17 protein-coding genes are annotated in these 18708 nt (G+C 46.6%); 13 read left to right on the top strand and 4 right to left on the bottom strand.

Going from position 1 to position 18708, the window contains the following annotated elements; translation table 11 throughout:
• The first annotated feature begins 45 nt into the window (after positions 1-45).
• The 5 genes from J0M30_10100 to J0M30_10080 all read left to right on the top strand — a co-directional run bounded on the left by J0M30_10100 (position 46) and on the right by J0M30_10080 (position 3596).
• Positions 46-381 carry a 2Fe-2S iron-sulfur cluster binding domain-containing protein gene (locus J0M30_10100; protein MBN8667843.1) on the top strand — a complete coding sequence of 112 codons (336 nt, stop codon included), beginning with the start codon at positions 46-48 and terminating at the stop codon, positions 379-381.
• Between the two features lie 30 nt (positions 382-411).
• Positions 412-654 (top strand): Fe-S cluster assembly protein IscX, encoded by a 243-nt coding sequence (gene iscX, locus J0M30_10095; GenBank protein MBN8667842.1) that lies wholly within the window; start codon positions 412-414, stop codon positions 652-654.
• Between the two features lie 31 nt (positions 655-685).
• Positions 686-1621 (top strand): geranylgeranylglycerol-phosphate geranylgeranyltransferase, encoded by a 936-nt coding sequence (locus tag J0M30_10090; protein MBN8667841.1) that lies wholly within the window; start codon positions 686-688, stop codon positions 1619-1621.
• Positions 1618-2184, top strand: coding sequence for a septum formation protein Maf (gene maf, locus J0M30_10085; protein ID MBN8667840.1), 567 nt, complete (start codon positions 1618-1620; stop codon positions 2182-2184). Before J0M30_10090 ends, maf begins: the two co-directional genes overlap by 4 nt.
• A 113-nt stretch (positions 2185-2297) precedes the next feature.
• Positions 2298-3596 (top strand): DUF2851 family protein, encoded by a 1299-nt coding sequence (locus J0M30_10080; GenBank protein ID MBN8667839.1) that lies wholly within the window; start codon positions 2298-2300, stop codon positions 3594-3596.
• Here J0M30_10080 and J0M30_10075 read toward each other — a convergent pair.
• Complete coding sequence (locus J0M30_10075) at positions 3551-3964, bottom strand: OsmC family protein (protein ID MBN8667838.1); 414 nt, start codon at positions 3962-3964, stop codon at positions 3551-3553. The genes J0M30_10080 and J0M30_10075 overlap by 46 nt on opposite strands.
• A gap of 50 nt (positions 3965-4014) precedes the next feature.
• On the opposite strand from J0M30_10075, the gene J0M30_10070 reads away from it, so the two are divergent.
• The 4 genes from J0M30_10070 to J0M30_10055 are packed head-to-tail and all read left to right on the top strand — an operon-like array spanning position 4015 to position 8698.
• A complete protein-coding gene (locus tag J0M30_10070; GenBank protein MBN8667837.1) occupies positions 4015-4794 on the top strand; it encodes a hypothetical protein in 780 nt (259 codons plus the stop codon).
• Positions 4795-4813: 19 nt separating this feature from the next.
• A complete protein-coding gene (gene lipA / locus J0M30_10065; protein ID MBN8667836.1) occupies positions 4814-5734 on the top strand; it encodes a lipoyl synthase in 921 nt (306 codons plus the stop codon).
• A 23-nt stretch (positions 5735-5757) separates the two neighbouring features.
• Positions 5758-7683, top strand: coding sequence for a gliding motility-associated C-terminal domain-containing protein (locus tag J0M30_10060; protein ID MBN8667835.1), 1926 nt, complete (start codon positions 5758-5760; stop codon positions 7681-7683).
• 52 nt (positions 7684-7735) lie between these two features.
• Positions 7736-8698 (top strand): phosphodiester glycosidase family protein, encoded by a 963-nt coding sequence (locus J0M30_10055; protein MBN8667834.1) that lies wholly within the window; start codon positions 7736-7738, stop codon positions 8696-8698.
• Between the two features lie 173 nt (positions 8699-8871).
• On the opposite strand, the gene J0M30_10050 is transcribed toward J0M30_10055, so the two are convergent.
• Both J0M30_10050 and J0M30_10045 read right to left on the bottom strand, forming a co-directional pair.
• Positions 8872-9837, bottom strand: coding sequence for an ROK family protein (locus J0M30_10050; GenBank protein MBN8667833.1), 966 nt, complete (start codon positions 9835-9837; stop codon positions 8872-8874).
• A gap of 89 nt (positions 9838-9926) precedes the next feature.
• On the bottom strand, positions 9927-11558 hold the full coding sequence (locus J0M30_10045; protein ID MBN8667832.1) for an MFS transporter: 1632 nt from the start codon (positions 11556-11558) through the stop codon (positions 9927-9929).
• A gap of 110 nt (positions 11559-11668) precedes the next feature.
• Here J0M30_10045 and J0M30_10040 point away from each other — a divergent pair, with 110 nt between their 5' ends.
• The 4 genes from J0M30_10040 to J0M30_10025 all read left to right on the top strand — a co-directional run bounded on the left by J0M30_10040 (position 11669) and on the right by J0M30_10025 (position 17931).
• Positions 11669-13087 (top strand): glycogen synthase, encoded by a 1419-nt coding sequence (locus tag J0M30_10040; GenBank protein MBN8667831.1) that lies wholly within the window; start codon positions 11669-11671, stop codon positions 13085-13087.
• 12 nt (positions 13088-13099) lie between these two features.
• The gene (locus tag J0M30_10035) at positions 13100-14392 is read left to right on the top strand and encodes a glucose-1-phosphate adenylyltransferase (protein MBN8667830.1); all 1293 of its coding nucleotides are present in this window, start codon (positions 13100-13102) and stop codon (positions 14390-14392) included.
• 151 nt (positions 14393-14543) lie between these two features.
• Complete coding sequence (locus J0M30_10030) at positions 14544-16055, top strand: MFS transporter (GenBank protein MBN8667829.1); 1512 nt, start codon at positions 14544-14546, stop codon at positions 16053-16055.
• A 7-nt stretch (positions 16056-16062) separates the two neighbouring features.
• Positions 16063-17931: a cyclomaltodextrinase N-terminal domain-containing protein gene (locus J0M30_10025; GenBank protein ID MBN8667828.1), complete on the top strand. Its 1869-nt coding sequence runs from the start codon at positions 16063-16065 to the stop codon at positions 17929-17931.
• Between the two features lie 29 nt (positions 17932-17960).
• On the opposite strand, the gene J0M30_10020 is transcribed toward J0M30_10025, so the two are convergent.
• The gene (locus J0M30_10020; protein ID MBN8667827.1) at positions 17961-18707 is read right to left on the bottom strand and encodes a GLPGLI family protein; all 747 of its coding nucleotides are present in this window, start codon (positions 18705-18707) and stop codon (positions 17961-17963) included.
• Position 18708 lies beyond the last annotated feature (1 nt).

Genomic DNA, 18708 nt, shown 5'->3' with positions numbered 1-18708 from the left:
CCTTGTTTTTACGGTAAATTTGCCCCCCGAAAAGGAAAGGAAGCGATGTATACACTAAAAATCAAGTTTGAACAAAAAGGATTGGAACCGGTCACCCTGCAAGGGATCGAACCCGGGCAAAGCCTGCTCGAGATCGCACTGGATAATAATATCGAGTTGCACCATAATTGTGGCGGTGTCTGTGCCTGTAGTACCTGTCACCTGTACCTGGAAAAAGGAGAACAATTTGTGGAAGAACTCAGTGACCGGGAAGAGGATTTCATTGACCGGGCTGTAAACCCACGACTGCACTCCAGGTTGGGTTGCCAATGTGTATTACTGGATGGAGAAGGGGAGATCGAAGTGACCCTTCCTGACCAGACTCAATTCCTGGGCGAATAAAACACCTTTAGCTATTTTAAAATACAAATAATGTCGCAGGCTTACGAACCCCCGATCCATTGGAATGACTACGAAGATATTGCCCTCAAACTCTATGAGAAGTTCGGCGATGAGTTTACCGAATCCAAGATCTACCGGGTCCGCTTTACCGACCTGTTGGAATGGGTGCTTACCCTTCCGAATTTTGTAGGTAAAAGGGAAGAGTCGAATGAAGGCCATCTGGAAATGATTCAAAGCTCCTGGGTATATGAATGGAGAGATAACCAGAAATAACTAATTTCGGGTCCTATCCCAAAATCAAATTATGAGGTTAATCGCCGCCTTTTTTAAATTGGTCCGCCTGCCTAACCTCCTTTTCATTGCGCTTACTCAGGTCCTGTTTCAGTACTGTATCTACCTTCCGATTTATGGAGATAATGTACCCGGGAATGATACCCTTCGTTTCATTCTCATTGTTTTGGCCTCCCTGCTGATCGCCGCTGCCGGATATATCATCAATGATTATTTTGACATTAATATCGATGAGGTCAACAAGCCCGAAAGGGTAGTGGTCGACAAGATCATCAGCCGTCGCTGGGCCATCGCCTGGCATTTCATGTTAAGCGTAACCGGTATCGGACTTACAATAATCGCATTGCCCTTTTTTCAGTTTCCACATCTTGTCATGGCCAATGTATTTTGTGTGATCCTGCTCTGGTTTTATTCCACCAATTATAAAAAAACACTGGCCATTGGCAATATTGTTATTTCCCTGCTGACTGCCTGGACCATCCTGATCATCTTTTTCTCCAAATTTCCCCTGGGCTATGTATATGATAACGGGGTGTTGATGATCGATCCAAAGTTCTTCCGGCTCACCTTTCTGTATGCAGCCTTTGCTTTTATCATTTCCCTTGTCCGCGAAGCCATCAAGGATATGGAAGACCTCCCGGGTGATAGTAGGTATGGGTGTAAGACGATGCCGGTGGTATGGGGTATGAACTCGACGCGGGTATACGTCACCGTTTGGGTGATCGTGTTGCTCGCAGGGCTTTCGATTCTTGAGATCTATGTACTTCCCTTTCGCTGGTGGTGGCCGGCCATATATAATCTGGTGCTGGTGATCGTACCACTGGCCTTGATCCTGTATCGATTGTTTCAGGCCAAAGAACCCAAAGACTATGGAAAAATAAGCTCCCTGACCAAGGCAGTAATGCTTACCGGAACTCTCTCCATGATCTTTTTTTATTTTTATTTATGAACCCTGTCATACTCGCTTCCCAATCGCCCAGGCGACGTCAATTGTTGGAATGGGCGGAAATACCCTTTGAAGTGGTGGTTTCAGAAACAGATGAAACCTATCCACCCGGACTGGCCCCTGCCGATATCGCCATCCATATAGCCCGTAATAAAGCCCTGGCAGTTCAACCCCGGGTGGATGAGGATAAAATTGTGATCGCGGCTGATACCATTGTTTTTTTAGGTGAAGCGATGTTGGGCAAGCCCGTTCATCGCGAAGATGCGGTGAGTATGCTCCTGGCACTGTCCGGTTCACAACACCAGGTGGTAACAGGTGTTGTACTGCGCAAAGGCGAATCAGAAATCGCCTTTGCCGATATCACTGAAGTTGAATTCCATTCCCTGACCATCTCCGAGATCGAATACTATGTCGATAAGTATAAGCCGTACGACAAAGCCGGTTCCTATGCCATTCAGGAATGGATCGGGGTCGTGGGTATAAAATCGGTAAAGGGTGATTTCTACAATGTAATGGGCTTACCAGTTAGCCGCGTGGTAAAAGCGCTGGCAGAATTCGCCGTATAATTATTGGTCGGGTTTATCCATGAATTTCTACCGCGGAAACATCCTTTCTGTTTCGCAGTAATGCCCTTATTTACCCAAGTCTCTCGCTGTACCTTTACGGCCAACCTTACCTTATGAACGAAAAGCTCATCCAGTATATCTGGCGTTTCCAGTATTACGATCATGCCCAACTCCAAACTACCACAGGAGGGGTCATTCAAGTGGTCCATCCGGGCATCTTGAATCACGATCAAGGTCCTGATTTTTCCAATGCCCGCATCCGTATCGGCGATCAACTATGGGCCGGTCATGTTGAAATGCATCTCCGCACGAGTGACTGGACAAAACATGGTCATGGATCAGACCCACACTACAAAAATGTAATCCTTCATGTTGTGTGGGAACATGATCAACCGGTAAACGATATACCTGTTCTGGAACTCTCCGGACGTGTTCCCTTTATTCTCCTGGAGAGATACAAGCAACTTCTTCAGGTTGGTCAGTTCATTCCTTGTGAAAGGTCAATTTCCCGGGTCAGTGAAGAGGTTTGGTTAAAATGGAAGGAGCGATTGATGGTAGAACGCATGGAACACAAATCAAAACCGATCCTTCTCAAGCTGGAAGAGAATCATTTTCATTGGGAGGAAACCTGTTGGTGGATGCTGGCTGGAAACTTTGGAGGGAAAGTGAATGGATCGGCCTTTCAGGCACTGGCTCAAGCGACCCCACTGTCCCTGCTGAACCGTCACCAAAATCAACCGTATCAGATAGAAGCCCTTCTTTTGGGACAAGCGGGTTTGCTTGAACAACATTTTCATGAAACCTATCCCCGCTTATTACAGAAGGAATTCCGATTCCTGCGAAAAAAATACGGGCTAAAGTCAATTCACGAACCCATCAAGTTCTCCCGGATGCGACCCGGAAATTTTCCCACCATTCGGCTGGCCCAATTGGCTATACTGATAAGTCGTTACCAACATTTCTTCGCCCGGTTTCAGACGGCTGATCAGATAGAGGAGATCCGGGAATGGTTGTCTGTAACAGCTGGGAACTATTGGCATGATCATTATCGCTTTGAAGACACAACGGTTCCCTGTGCAAAAAATCTGGGCCAATCCATGATTGAAAATATCCTGATCAATACGGTCTGTCCGCTTTTATACACGTTTGGGAAGTGCAAAAACGAATTTCGCTTCCAGGAAAAAGCATTGGACTGGCTTTCTGCATTGCCGGCAGAACAACACCGGATTTGCAGGGGGTTTGGCTTGCTGGGTATTCAGGGAGCCAATGCCTTTGATGCCCAGGCATTGACCGAACTGCATAACCATTATTGCACCCAGCTACGTTGTCTGGATTGTATGATCGGTCATTACCTGCTAAAGGAAAATCAGGACCAGGCCCCCCAATCCACACGGATCTTGATATCCGGGTGAATGGATTTAAAGACCGGACAGGTTTCCGCCGCATTTCGCAGGATCGTTTTGGATTTGGTGTCCAATGAAACCAGATTTTCAGGTATATGAAATGTTAAATTTAACTCGCCGATCCGCCGGGGATCCGCATACATGATCTTCTCTACATCTATGCTGATGCCATTGAGGTCAAACCCCATCGCGCGGGACTTTATCCCCATGATAGAGACCATACAAGCACCCAAACTGGTGGCCACCAGGTCGGTGGGAGAGAAGCGTTCCCCTTTGCCCTGGTTATCCGTTGGGGCATCTGTTTCAAACTGGCTTCCGCTTTTTAAATGGGTACAAACCGTACGCAATTCACCTTCATAAAGAACCGTAGCTGTCATTTTAGGAATTTGCCCTAAATTTACGTTACTAAGAAATAAAACGAATCCCCGTGAAGAAACTCCTTTTGCCAATTCTTATTCTGATTGCCTGGGTACCCGCTGTTGCACAGGAAAAATCTACCCGCGATAGTAAACGCGAGTCCCGCCGCAATAAAATCAACGAAATGGTGAAACAGGAGGAGGAAGGCGTTCTTGTTTACCACAAGCAGAACATATTTGCCATACAGTTAAGATCAAACGGTTTTGGCGGATTTTATGAGCTCGGTCGGAGCAAGACGCCAAATGTTTCGATGTTATACAGTATTGAGTTCAATGAAACCAAACACCAAAAAGAAGACAAGAAATTTGTCTTTTTTGGTAATCCATACATCTACGGCAAGATCAATAATTTTTACAACCTTAAACTTGGCGTAGGCCAGCAGCGTGTACTTGGCCAAAAAGGAAATAAGAATGGGATTGCAGTTATGGGTGTTTATTCCGGCGGTTTATCCGTTGGTCTTCTTCGACCCTATTATATCCGATACAATAACGGGGGCTTTATTGAAACCATCAAATATTCACCTGCCGATAGCGCCAAGTTTGTAGATGGCCCAATTGATGGCGCGGCGGGCATCGGAAAAGGCTGGGGCGAAATGAAAATCAAACCCGGGGCCTTTGCCAAAGCCGCCATCCGGTTTGACTGGGGCCGTTTCAACGAAACGGTATCCGGGCTGGAAGCAGGGATTAGCGCTGAATTCTATGCCGGAAAAGTGCCCCTGATGCTGTTTCAAAAGGAGAACCAGTTTTTCTTCCAGGGCCACCTTGCTATCCTGTTTGGTCGTCGCAAGTAATCGTGCTATTTTTGCCTTCATGACAGAACTACCCGTATCATCCGCCACCCCGGCGAAACCTAGGGTAAAGAAACCGGACTGGCTTCGGGTGAAACTACCTCTGGGAGATAATTACAAGCATGTTCGGGGGCTGGTGGACCATCATAAACTACACACCATTTGTGAAAGCGGCAATTGCCCCAATATGGGCGAATGCTGGGGTGCCGGAACCGCTACCTTCATGATCCTTGGAAATATCTGTACCCGCAGCTGCGGATTCTGTGCCGTTGCAACAGGCCGCCCTGAACCTGTGGACTGGGATGAACCCCAGCGGGTCGCAGAAGCCATTCACCTCATGAAGGTCAAACACGCGGTGATCACCTCGGTCGACCGGGACGAGATACCCGATGGTGGCTCCATCATCTGGTACAACACGATCAAAGCGGTTAAGACACTCAACCCGGATACCACCCTCGAAACACTGATCCCTGATTTTAAAGGACAAAAAGAGAATATCCTCCGGGTAGCAGAAGCGGCACCTGAAGTGATCAGCCATAATATTGAAACCGTGGAAAGACTCACCCGTCAGGTGCGTATACAGGCTAAATACTGGCGAAGCATGGAAGTGATCAAGACCCTGAAAGAGGCCGGTATCCGCACCAAGAGTGGCATTATGCTCGGATTGGGTGAGAAAAAAGAAGAGGTCATCCAAACACTCCGCGACCTGCGGGATAATGGATGTGATGTGGTCACCATTGGTCAATACCTCCAACCTACCAGCCGACATTTGCCGGTAGATCGTTTTGTACATCCCGATGAATTTGCCGAATACCGCGATCTGGGCTATGAAATGGGCCTGGACTATGTAGAAAGCGGTCCCCTTGTAAGATCCTCCTATCACAGTGAAAAACACGTGTTCCCAGAGATCGGCCGCCGGGAATGGGAAGCAGGCCGGCTTTAAACGATTTTTTGAGGCTTAAGAAAATGAGGAAATTCACGATCATCACGATAGGTTGCCTGTTGCTGGCCTTTTTGGACTTAAAGGCACAGTATATCCTCAATGGTAATGCGATCCGAAATTCCTGTAATTGCTATACACTAACCAATGCAGTGAATACCCAGAGTGGTAGTGTATGGAATGCCAATAAGATCGATCTTCGTCAACCCTTTGATTTTTGGTTCAATGTTTATCTGGGTTGTAAAGATGCAGATGGAGCCGATGGGATCGTCTTCATGCTTCAACCCATTAGTACCAGCCTCGGCGCCTCCGGAGGCGGACTCGGCTTTGCCGGCGTAGTACCTTCCGTGGGTATCCTGCTCGATACCTGGCAGAATACAGAAGACAATGACCCGGTATTTGATCACATCAGCATTCAGGCCAATGGTGTCATAGGACATGGTGCCGATCTCGCAGGGCCGGTACAAGCTTCTTCGGTCAACGGTAATATTGAAGACTGCCAGTGGCACGTTTTACGTATATCCTGGGATCCCGTTTCCCAGTATCTCCGTTCCTATTTTGATGGGGAGTTAAGAGTGGAAACCAGAACTGACCTTGTGGCTACAATTTTCAATAATGACCCGATGGTGTATTGGGGATTTAGTGCGGCTACCGGTGGTTCCAATAACCTGCAACAGTTTTGTACAGCACTAAACCCCGTTTTCTCTACCAGTCTCGGAACTACAAACACCAGTTGTGACCTGGATCCGATCCTTTTCACCAGCCAGTCACAATCCTTTGGCCCCATTCAATCCTATTACTGGAACTTTGGAGATGGCACCAGCAGTACCCAACAGAACCCACCGCCAAAAATCTATAGCCAGCCCGGAATCTATGAAACCAAACTGGTGATCACAGGATTGGATGGCTGTGTCAGCGATACGTTACGCAAAACGATCGTGATCGGTTCCAAACCTGTGGCCGATTTCAATGTAGAAGATACATGCGCAGGTGATCCACCTCGCATCACCGATCTTTCCTCCAATTCAGTTGGTGCCATCAACCAATGGACATGGCTGTTAAATGGCTCCGCGGTTTCCGGAGTACAGCAACCACAGTTCTTCGATCTCCCTGCCGGAAATCCGGAACTGGCGTTGGTGGTACGCTCGGTATACGGGTGCGAGTCTGATACCATCCGAAAAAATGCCCTGCTTCATCCCGTTCCGGCATTCACCACGCTTACTCCGGATGCTTGTTTGAATGAACTTGTATCACTTTCGGCCACACGTACTGAAATGGCCGCCAATATCACCCAATGGAATTGGAACCTGGGTGATGGCACTACCGCCAATGTTCAATCGCCCAACCATACATACACCAGGCCTGGAACATTTACCTTAAAGACATGGGCTTTATCTGATCAGGGATGCCTGTCGGATACAGTAGTCAATACCCTGCGTATACTGGAAGCTAAAGCCTTTGCCGGAAACGACACGATCCTCCTAAAGGATGTACCCGCCATGCTCCACGCTACAGGTGGATCGACCTATGCCTGGAGTCCACCGATCGGATTAAGTAACCCTGGTATTTCCAACCCGGTTGTAACACTCCAGAATGACCAGGAATATGAATTGACCGTAACTACCCCCGAAGGATGTGTTGATAAAGACTCGATCTATATCACCGTATTCAAAGGCTCCGCTATTTATGTTCCTACCGGATTCACTCCCAATGGTGACGGGTTAAATGATCTTCTGCGTCCACGTTTTATCGGTATCGCCCAGGTTGATTTCTTTACGATCTATAATCGATGGGGAGAACAGGTATATTCCACCAAACAGATCGGCGAAGGCTGGGATGGCCGTTTAAAAGGCCTGCCGCAACCCGTTGGCACCTATGTGTGGATTCTTAAAGCTGTTGATGCCGTTGGCCAGAAATATGAGATGAAAGGTATCTTCACCCTCATTCGCTAACAGAGCCTTTCCGTCGCTCTTGCCCTCCCGGTAAATTGTTTAATTTCGTTGTATGAAACTCCTGTTGCTGCTATTACCATTTTCCATTCTGTCCATTCATTCCAATGCCCAGTTACAATGGCAAAACGTCACCGACCAATATAATCCGTTACCAAACTCCGTTCAGGTATATAAAACGGAATCATTGGTAGATGGCAAACCTAATATCGCCTATTACCTGATCGCTGATCTAAAAGATAAACAACTTCAATTCAAAACGGACACCACCTACAAGCGCCGACTCACCCCCGGAGAATTTTATCAAAAAAATGAAAAAGCCCTGGCGGTGATCAATACGACCTTCTTTTCCTTTCAAACCCATCAAAACCTTAACCTGATCATCAAAGACAAAAAACTGGTTGCCTATAATATCCACTCGCTGCCCGGAAGAGGCAAGGATACGTTGACCTGGCGTCACCCCTTGGGAAGCGCCATCGGTATTTTTAAAAACAGAACTGCGGATATAGCCTGGACCTGGACTGATTCGGGCAGCCGAAAAGTTTTGGCGCTTCAAAACCCTGTACCCTCCCTGATCAGGGATTCGATCAAGGATACAGATTTTTCATTTTTTGCCGGCACCTATACCGGGTGGCGTAAATGGAAACCAATCGCGGCAGTAGGAGGGGGTCCTGTTTTGGTCCAGAATGGGGAAATTATGATCACCAATAATGAAGAAGGGAAATTTGCCGGAAAAGCCATAGACGACAAACATCCACGCTCCGCAATGGGTTATACGGCCGATGGAAAATTAGTGTTGTTGGTCGTGCAGGGACGAATGCCCGGATTGGCCGAAGGAGCCAGCCTTACCCAACTTGCCCAAATGCTCAAAGAAATCGGTTGCATAGAAGCCATGAACCTGGATGGGGGAGGAAGTAGTTGCCTTTTGATAAACGGAAAAGAAACGATCAAACCTTCAGATAAGGAAGGACAGCGGGCCGTGCCGGGGGTGTTTTTGATCGTGAGACGTGAGACGTGAGGCGTGAGTGGTTAAAAGTGAATAGTGAATAGTGAATAGTGAAACTTAAAACCCATATCTTACAACCCCAAAATATTTTTCACGTCTCACGTCTCACGTCTCACGTCTCACGTCTCACGTCTCACGTCTCACGTCTCACGTCTCACGTCTCACGCTTCACGTCTCACGTCTCTCTACTTCGTTCCATCCCACACCAACGCACTTGCGCCAAGAATAGCCGCATCACTTTCTTTCAGGTGACTGATCAATATTTTTACTTTATTATGGAATACCTCGATCACATTGGCTTCCATATGTTCTTTGGTGGGTTTTAGAATAAGGTCACCAGCTTTGGTGAGTCCGCCAAACAGAATAATGGCTTCGGGGCTGAAATTCATCACCGTATTCGCCAGGGCAATACCAAGGATCCGGCCTGTATATTCAAAAATCTCCTTGGCCAATTTATCTCCCTGGATAGCGGCTTCATATACTTTTTTGGAACTCATTTCTTCCGCTGGCACCTGGCGTAACAGACTATCCTCAGTACTTTTTGACAATACCTCAAGGGCGGTAAGGGTAACCCCAGTAGCAGAAGCATAACTTTCCAGTGAACCCCGTTTACCTGTGCCTTCATGCAGGCGACCATCGGGGATGATGATATTGTGACCGAGTTCTCCGGCAAAACCATCATGTCCATAGATCAATTGGCCGTTGGCCACAAATCCGCTACCCACACCGGTACCGAGGGTGATCATCACAAAATCCTTCATGCCTTTGGCAGCGCCATACATCATTTCGCCGATGGCAGCCGCATTGGCATCATTGGTTACGGTAACCGGCAGATGAAATTTATCCTGGACCTTTTTGGCCAGCGGGATGATCCCTTTCCAGGGCAGGTTGGGGGCATATTCAATGGTGCCGGTATAAAAATTTCCATTCGGTGCACCTACACCAATGCCTTTGAATTTTCCTACACCACCGGCCTTTTCCACTAATTCCATCAATCGCTCATGAAGCTCACTGATAAAACTATCGATGTCGGCATGGTTCCGGGTAGCCAGTTCACTGGAGAAAAGTACATTTCCATTTCTGTCCACGATACCAAACTTGGTTCCGGTTCCGCCAATATCAATACCGATCGCCAACTGCTCATTGATCATTTTCTTTGCCATAGTCCTTGTGGTTTTTGAATAAAAAAGTCCCGTTAAAACTAACGGGACGGGAAAGATACAAATTCATTTTTATTTGGTTAATGACCCGCAGATACTTGCTGGTCAAAATCAATACCCTGCTTTTTCAATTCTGCTTTACTCTTCATGGCATGCCAGGCGAGATAGGCAAAACAAACAAGGGGAACAATATAAGACATATGTGTCCACGGACCGGTGGTGATACCGTTTACCTCAGTACCAAGATCCAGGTCGATCAACGCTCCCTGTGCAGGTGGGATGATAGCCCCACCAAGGATCATCATGATAAGGAAAGAGGAACCCTGGCTGGTGTATTTGCCAATACCGGCAACGGCCAGTGAGAAGATACAGGGCCACATAACAGAACAGCAAAGACCACAGGCAATGATCAAATAGTTAGCCACCATCCCGTTTGTAAAGAGAGAGATCAGGATAAAGGCAGCGGCCATAATGGAAACCGTGGTCAGCAATTTCACGGGTTTCTCCTGTGAATATAAATTCGCACCTACCAGTAAGAGGATCATGATCGGATAATATTTATAATCCGAAATATCGTTCCCTTTCAGATAATTGGCCAGACAAATGATACCAAAGGCAAGGAAGGGGACAAGTCCAACCAACCACTGTTTGGTCCGTTTGCTTAAATTGAATACACTCACGGCTCCGGTCCACCTGCCGATCATTAAACTTCCCCAGTAAAGGGCAATGAGGTGGGAATTGTGTTTTTCATCATACCCGCCAAACTCAGGGCGCTTTAAAAAGGCTCCGAAATTATTGTCAATGGTCACTTCTACACCAACATATACAAAGATGGCGATCATGCCAAGTACCAACTGTGGGTATTGCATGGCGCCCCAGCCGGATTTGTTCTTAGCGGCCGTAAACATTGATCCGAACAGAATGGAAAGGATGACCAGTAAAGAGGCATAGATCACATAGGATTTAGGTATACCGGTCTGCTCACGAATGGCGTCGGCAAAAAGAACCGGCAGGAATACCAAACCAATAATCAACAAGACACGCATGGCCTTTGGACTTTTCTCCAAATGTTCATCACTCGTTACTTTGGGCAATTTAGCCACGGCAAATATGATGGCAGCCAGGGTAAACAACCCGGCTAAAAAGAAATAAACCGTTTCTATATTGCCGATAGTCGCCTCCTTTGTGGAGGTAGCCGAGCCAAAAAGCATAAAGGATACGGCCAGAGGTCCCAAAAGGGTACCAAAGGAATTGACTCCACCGGCCATATTCAACCGGTGAGCACCTGTTTCGGGCGAACCAAGGGCAATGGCAAATGGCTGAGCGGATGTCTGTTGCAGCGAAAACCCAAGGGCAATGATAAAAAATGCAACAAGCACCATTCCAAAAGTAGGATGGGCGGAGGTACTGATAAGTGCCAGCGCCAGGGCGCCAACCACCGAAATGAGAAGTCCGTATATGATCCCCTTCTTATACCCGATCTTATTAAGCAGGTCAAATCCAACAAGGGCGGAGAGCACATATAGAATCAGGGAACCATAAAAATAGGCCCCGTAAAAAGCAGAACCTATCAACTGCGATTGCAATTGATCCAGATTGAAGAATTTCTTACAAAAGGGAATAAAAATACTGTTGCTGGCAGCTACGAATCCCCAGAAGAAAAAGACGGTGATTAAGGTACCAAACTGGGACCATTTTGTTTCCTGATTCATACAGCAAGAATTAATTTTTGATTTAAAACGAAAGGTAAGGAAAAACCTTATCGAAAAATTTTTAAACCAAATAATCATCCTATCAAAAAACCACTTAATTTGAGGTAGTTATGGAAATCATTCACGTTTCTGCCGAATGTTACCCGGTCGCCAAAGCCGGGGGACTGGGTGATGTGGTGGGAGCCCTTCCCAAATACCAGACAAAAGCCGGTCATGTTGCAAAAGTGGTCATGCCCATGTACCGCACACCTTTTCTTTATAAAAATGACTGGGATCTCGTTCATGAAGGCGGACAGGCACTCGGTGGTCAGCATTTTCATTATAGTGTCATAAAAGAACGAACCAATAAACTCGGATTCGACCTTTATCTTATTGATATCAATGGCCTGCTTGACCGGGAAAAGATCTATGGTTATGATGATGACACCGAGCGATTCATGTCGTTTCAGATCGCCTTCTGTGACTGGCTCTCCCGATGGGAACATAAACCGGATATCATCCATTGCCACGATCACCATACCGGCATGATCCCTTTCATGCTGAAATATTGTTATGGCTTCAACCGCCTGGCCGATATTCCTACCGTTTTCACTGTACATAATGCCCAGTATCAGGGCTGGATGGGATGGGACAAAAGCCACTATATTCCGCCATGGGACAATTGGAAGGCCGGACTTATTGAATGGAACAATACGATCAATCCCCTTGCCGCTGCAGTAAAGAATGCCTGGAAGGTCACTACGGTTAGCAATAGTTACCTCGATGAATTGAAATACATGTCGAACGGGTTGGAAAACCTTTTTGAATATGAAAAAGGGAAAAGCGTGGGTATCCTCAATGGGATCGACAATGATGTGTGGGATCCAACCCGGGATAGCCTGATCGCGACCAACTATGATCCCGAAGAAGTGAATAAGGGCAAGAAAAAAAATAAACTCGAACTCTGTGGCCAGTTTGGTCTGGATGTAGATAAACCGCTATTTGTTTTCATTGGCCGATTGGTTGGAGAGAAGGCGGCCGATCTTTTGCCCGATGCCATCACCAGTTCCATTTACCAGCATCATGGCAATGCCAACTTTCTGGTGCTGGGCTCGGGTGAACCACAGGTAGAGCAAAACCTCGAACATATAAAAAGCCAGTTCAAAGGGTATGTAAATACCTATATCGGATACAGTGAGCCACTCAGCCATCTGATGTATGCCGGTGCCGATTTCCTGCTCATGCCAAGCAGGGTAGAGCCTTGTGGATTGAACCAGATGTATGCCCTTCGGTATGGAACAGTTCCGCTGGTAAGAAGTACCGGGGGTTTAAAAGATACGGTGACCGATTTTGGTGACTACCAGGGTTTCGGAATCCGGTTCAATAATGCCGATGTCGGCGATATCACCTATTCTGTCGGCCGGGCCATAGATCTGTATTCACACAAAAAAGAATTGTACAACTGGATGCGCCACCACATGATGAACCTGGATCATTCCTGGGATTCTTCCGCCAACACTTATTTATCGCTATATGAGTCACTCAAATAAAATCTAACGGTTATGGCTATCAGAACGATCACACACTCCACAGAAATATTATCCGTCATTTTAGGGGGAGGGGCAGGCAGCCGCCTTTACCCACTTACCGCCAGCCGTTCCAAACCCGCCGTACCGATTGCGGGCAAATACCGGTTAGTGGATATTCCTATTTCGAATTGCCTGAATAATGGGATCGGACGTATGTTCGTCCTTACTCAGTTCAACTCGGCCTCCCTCAACCGGCATATCAAGAATACCTACCATTTCAGCCCCTTTAGCCGGGCCTTTGTAGATATCCTCGCCGCCGAACAAACACCGGATAACCCTACCTGGTACCAGGGTACCGCCGATGCGGTAAGACAAGGATTGCGTCATATCGCACCGTTTGAAAGCGATTATGTTCTTATCCTTTCGGGTGACCAACTCTATCAGATGGATTTCGCAGAAATGCTGGAGAACCATAAAGCCCTGGGAGCCGATATCTCCATTGCCACCATTCCGGTGGCCGACCGGGAAGCACCAGAATTCGGTATCCTGAAATCAAAGGACGGACTCATCACCTCCTTTGTAGAGAAACCCAAAAAAGAGGTCCTCGCAGATTGGGTCAGCGACACCGGCGCAGAAATGAAAAAAACCGGCAGGGTCTATCTCGCCTCCATGGGTATTTACATTTTCAACCGAAAATTATTATTCGACCTGTTGCAGACCGAATACAAAGACGCCACCGATTTTGGTAAAGAGATCATTCCCCAATCAATCGAGAAATACAAGGTAGCCAGCTATCAGTATGAAGGTTATTGGACGGATATCGGAAATATCTATTCATTTTTTGAAGCCAATCTCGATCTGACAAAAGACCTGCCGCTGTTCAATCTGTTTGACTCCGACCAAACCATCTATACCCGCGCGCGCATGCTGCCTCCAGCTAAAGTTAGCGGTACCACACTCGAAAAAACAGTTGTTTCCGAAGGCTGTATCATCAATGCCTCCCGGGTGGAAAGCTCCGTAGTCGGCATCCGCTCCCGCATTGGTAACGGGTCAACCGTAGTCAATTCCTACCTGATGGGGAATGATTATTATGAAACACTCGAAGACATGCAGAGTGACCGTTCCCATGGGGTCCCCCTGCTGGGTATCGGTAACCGATGCTATATCAAAAATGCAATCCTGGATAAGAATTGCCGCATAGGCGATGATGTCCGGATCAATGGAGGGCCACACCTGGAAAATACTGACCAACCGCTTTACACAGTTAAAGATGGGATCGTGGTGATTAAAAAAGCGGCGGTTATCCCAAATGGTTTCGTTATCTAGACACGAATTGACGAATTAGACGAATTTCTGGTTTGATTGGATTTCACGAATTGTATGGAATACCAGAGTGGGATTGAGGGGGTAATTTTTAATGTGTCTTTTTTACATATTAATTAAAATAGGGCTTACCTTTATTTAAATAACGATTGCCATGTCGCTTCTTCCTTCCGTCAAACCCAGGCTAAGTCTTGGGCAAATCATCAACATGAGTGTGGGGTTCTTTGGGATCCAGTTTGCCTTTGGTTTACAAAATGCCAATGTCAGCCGGATCTTTCAGACTCTGGGAGCCAAGATCGAGGAGATCCCCATTTTGTGGATCGCGGCACCGTTGACGGGATTGATCATTCAACCGATCATTGGCCATTTTAGTGATAAAACCTGGTTAGGCAAATGGGGTAGGAGACGCCCCTTCTTTATGGCCGGCGCCATTTGTGCATCCCTTGCCCTTTTTATTTTCCCCAATGTAAGTGCACTTTGGATGGCTGCGGTGATGTTGTGGTTATTGGATGCGTCCATTAATGTATCCATGGAACCCTTTCGGGCCTTTGTGGGAGATATGCTTCCTGATTCACAACGGACCACTGGTTTTGCCATGCAAAGTTTCTTCATTGGGATTGGTGCCGTGGTTTCCTCTATTTTGCCTTACGTCTTAACGGCCTTTGGCGTGCAGAACGAAGCCGCTGCCGGAATGATCCCGGATTCAGTAAAGATCTCATTTATCATTGGAGCCGTTGTATTTCTTGCAGCGATCGCCTATACTGTATTTACCACCCGCGAGTACTCGCCGGAGGAAATGAAGGCCTTTGGAGATATTAAAGAGGAAGACAACCATGTTCAGATCAAAACACCGGCTGATCGTTTTCTGCAGAAAGGAATCATTTGGAGTTTTATCGGAGCCTTGCTTACAGGTGGTTTATATTTCTATAATTCCCGCCCCTCCGAAAACCTGGAAAAAGAACTCTATGTACTGACCGGAGGTATTCTGGTCTTTGGAATTTTACAAATTGTCGCTTCCTTCTTTGCCAGAGCGAAAAAAGAAAATGGTTTTGTCGAAGTGATGGATGACCTGAACTTTCTTCCGCCCACTATGCAAAAACTGGCTGTTGTTCAGTTCTTTTCGTGGTTTGCGCTCTTTTCCATGTGGATCTATTCCTCTCCGGCATTGGCGCAGCATCTCTATAATACCACGGATACAACATCGGCGGATTACAATAAGATCAGTAATTGGGTGGGTGTACTTTTTGCCTGCTATAATGGATTTGCTGCCCTGTTCGCTTTTCTCCTTCCTGTGATGGCGAAGAAGTTTTCGCGTCCTGTAACACACCTTATTGCCCTGGTGGGCGGAGGACTAGGGTTGATTTCCTATTATTTCTTCAAGGATGAGCAATTGCTGATCATCAGTATGGCCGGTATTGGCCTCGCCTGGTGCAGTATTCTTGCCATGCCTTATTCTATGTTGACAAAAGCCCTTCCTGCTAAAAAGATGGGCGTCTACATGGGCATATTCAACTTCTTTATCGTCATACCCCAGATTCTTGCTGCCACCTTACTTGGATTTTTGACAAGGCACCTCTTTGACGGAAATGCCATCATGACCATTGTGGTGGGTGGATGTTCCATGATCCTGGGTGGACTGCTTACGCTTCGTATCAAAGACAAATAGTAATTGTATGAAAAAATTATGTTTTCTTTTCCTGTTGCTGTTAACTGGCACTTTGTTTTCCCAAACCATTTATCCTTCGCATTGGTGGGCAGGGATGCAAAACAATAAACTGCAGGTGCTTATAAAAGCAGAAAAAGAAATCCCGAAGAATAAACTTGTATTTCGATCCACTTCGGCGGATGTAAAAGTTATAAAGGTTCACCATTTCACAAACGCAAAGTACCTCGCCGTTGACCTGGAAATTTCAAAAACCGCCAGGCCGCAGAAATTCCGATTTGAATTCTTTGGCATTACCCCGGGGAAAACTATAATCAATTATGAATTGAAAGCACGGAGTACCCAAAATGGAAAGACAAGGGTTATGGGAGTCACATCCAAAGATGTTTCCTATTTGCTCATGCCCGACCGCTTTGCCAATGGCGATCCGTCCAACGATGCGTTTCCAAACCTGAGAGACAATGGCAGTGACAGGAACAATAAATACGCACGTCACGGCGGAGATATCAAAGGGGTTCAGGACCATCTGGATTATTTTAACGATCTCGGGATCACCGCTCTTTGGTTCACCCCGGTACTGGAAAATGATATGCCTAAAGAACATGAAGGCAATAATGATATGGCCGGATACCATGGCTATTGGTTCACCGACCACTACAGGATCGATCCACGTTTTGGCACCAATGAAGAATACAAGGCCCTGGTAAACGCTGCACATGCGAAAGGGCTGAAGATCATACAGGATGCGATCTACAACCACGTAGGACTTTGGCATTGGATGAATAAAGACGCTCCGGAAGAAAATTGGATCAATCGCTGGCCAAGTTTTACAGGCCCTAATCACCGCGAAGAATCCATGTTTGATCCTTATGGCTCTGCATTTGACAAAAATAATATGGCGAAAGGCTGGTTTACCCCTCATTTACCCGATGTGAACCTGGACAATCCCTATGTAGCCAATTACCTGATCCAAAATGCCATTTGGCTGACCGAAGAATTCGGGTTTGACGGATTCCGGATCGATACCTACAAGTATTGTGAAGAACCTTTTGTCAATAAACTGAATGCGGCCCTTGCCAAAGAATTTCCCAAACTGACCACCTTTGTGGAAGCCTGGGCCAATACCGTAGTTGCCAATGCCTACTTCGTCCAAAATAAGATCAATACTGAATTCAAACACAATGCCCCTGGCGCCATCGACTTCTCTCTTTGTTTTGCCATGCATGCAGGCATGAACCAGCCCTTTGGCTGGACGGAAGGCGTAAACAGGCTCTATATGACCCTGTCGCAGGATATCGTGTATAAAAACCCCATGAACAATTGCATCTTTCTCGATAACCATGACATGGACAGGATATATTCCGTAATAGGGGAGGATTGGAATAAAATGAAATGGGGGCTCAACTGGTTACTCACTATGCGTGGAATCCCGCAATTGTATTATGGCACGGAGATCCTGATGAAGAATTTTAAGAACCCGACCGATGCGGAAGTGCGATATGATTTCCCGGGTGGTTGGGCCAATGATCCAAAAAATAAGTTTACCAGCGCAGGTAGGACAGATATGGAGAATACCTCTTTCAATTATGTGAGCAAACTTCTTCATTTCCGAAAAAATTCCTCGGCTATCACCTCCGGAAAGACCATGCAATATGTGGTCCGGAATGCCACCTATGTTTACTTCAGATATGACGAGAAACAAACCGTAATGGTGCTTACCAATACAGGCAATAGTGCCTACACACCTGATTGGAGTATCTATCAGGAGCGCGTGAAAGGTTTTACCAAAATGAGAAATATTCAAACAGGCGAGATACTTAACCTGGAAGGGTATTCCATTCCGGCGAAAGAAGGTGTCGTATTTGAATTACTTAAATAAGCTTATAGCTATTAGCTAATAGCTATATCCTATAAGGTAATGAACCAGATCGACCGGTCATGGTACTTATCGCCCCAGTTTTTAATGGCCGCATCAACCGTCGCGACCATGACCTTATCATCGGCTTTCTTTCCCTTACTGGGAGGAAGAATTGATTTCTCATCCTTATCGGATAACACTTCCACTTTCGTGGCAAACCAGGTGGTGTACAGCCGGGGAACAGCCAGACCCAGGATGGCACCCGGTAACCCATTAAAGGATTCAGGTCCGGCAGAAGGAACGATCTCATCTGAGTAAAAAGCTACCACTACCACCGAATCACAGATACGGGTGATCGCTTTACGACATTCATAGCCTGCAATGGTCCTCGTTTCAGGCTCCAGTTTCCAGGTGTATTTTTTTAAGGAGTCCTGAAGGAGAAAAAGTGTTTCAAATACCTGTTTCTGGCTGGTGGAAGCTCCTTTGGACAGATCGGTGTAAACGGTATTGGTAATGGCAGGACTTTCAAAGAATCCCGAATTCTTTTGTTCCACTTCACGACCGGGGCGATAGATGGACTTGCCCTCATCGATCAGGAGATCAAAATAATCTGTCCGGAATTGAGGTATTAATTTCTTGAACTCATCAGCCCAGGAATCGGTTTCCCCTGAGAAATACAAACGATGTGTATTTGTTTTTCGTTCAAACTCGATCTTGGCCTTGCGGATAAAATTGGTCTGTGCCATTCCCTCCAGGGAGAAAGCCAGAAATAGAATGAGGAGGATCCTTGTTCTCATA

This window comes from Chitinophagales bacterium (assembly GCA_017303415.1).
Taxonomy (GTDB): Bacteria; Bacteroidota; Bacteroidia; order Chitinophagales; family Chitinophagaceae; genus SpSt-398.
Note: the sequence above shows the minus strand (reverse complement) of the source record. Positions and strands in the feature narration are given on the sequence as shown.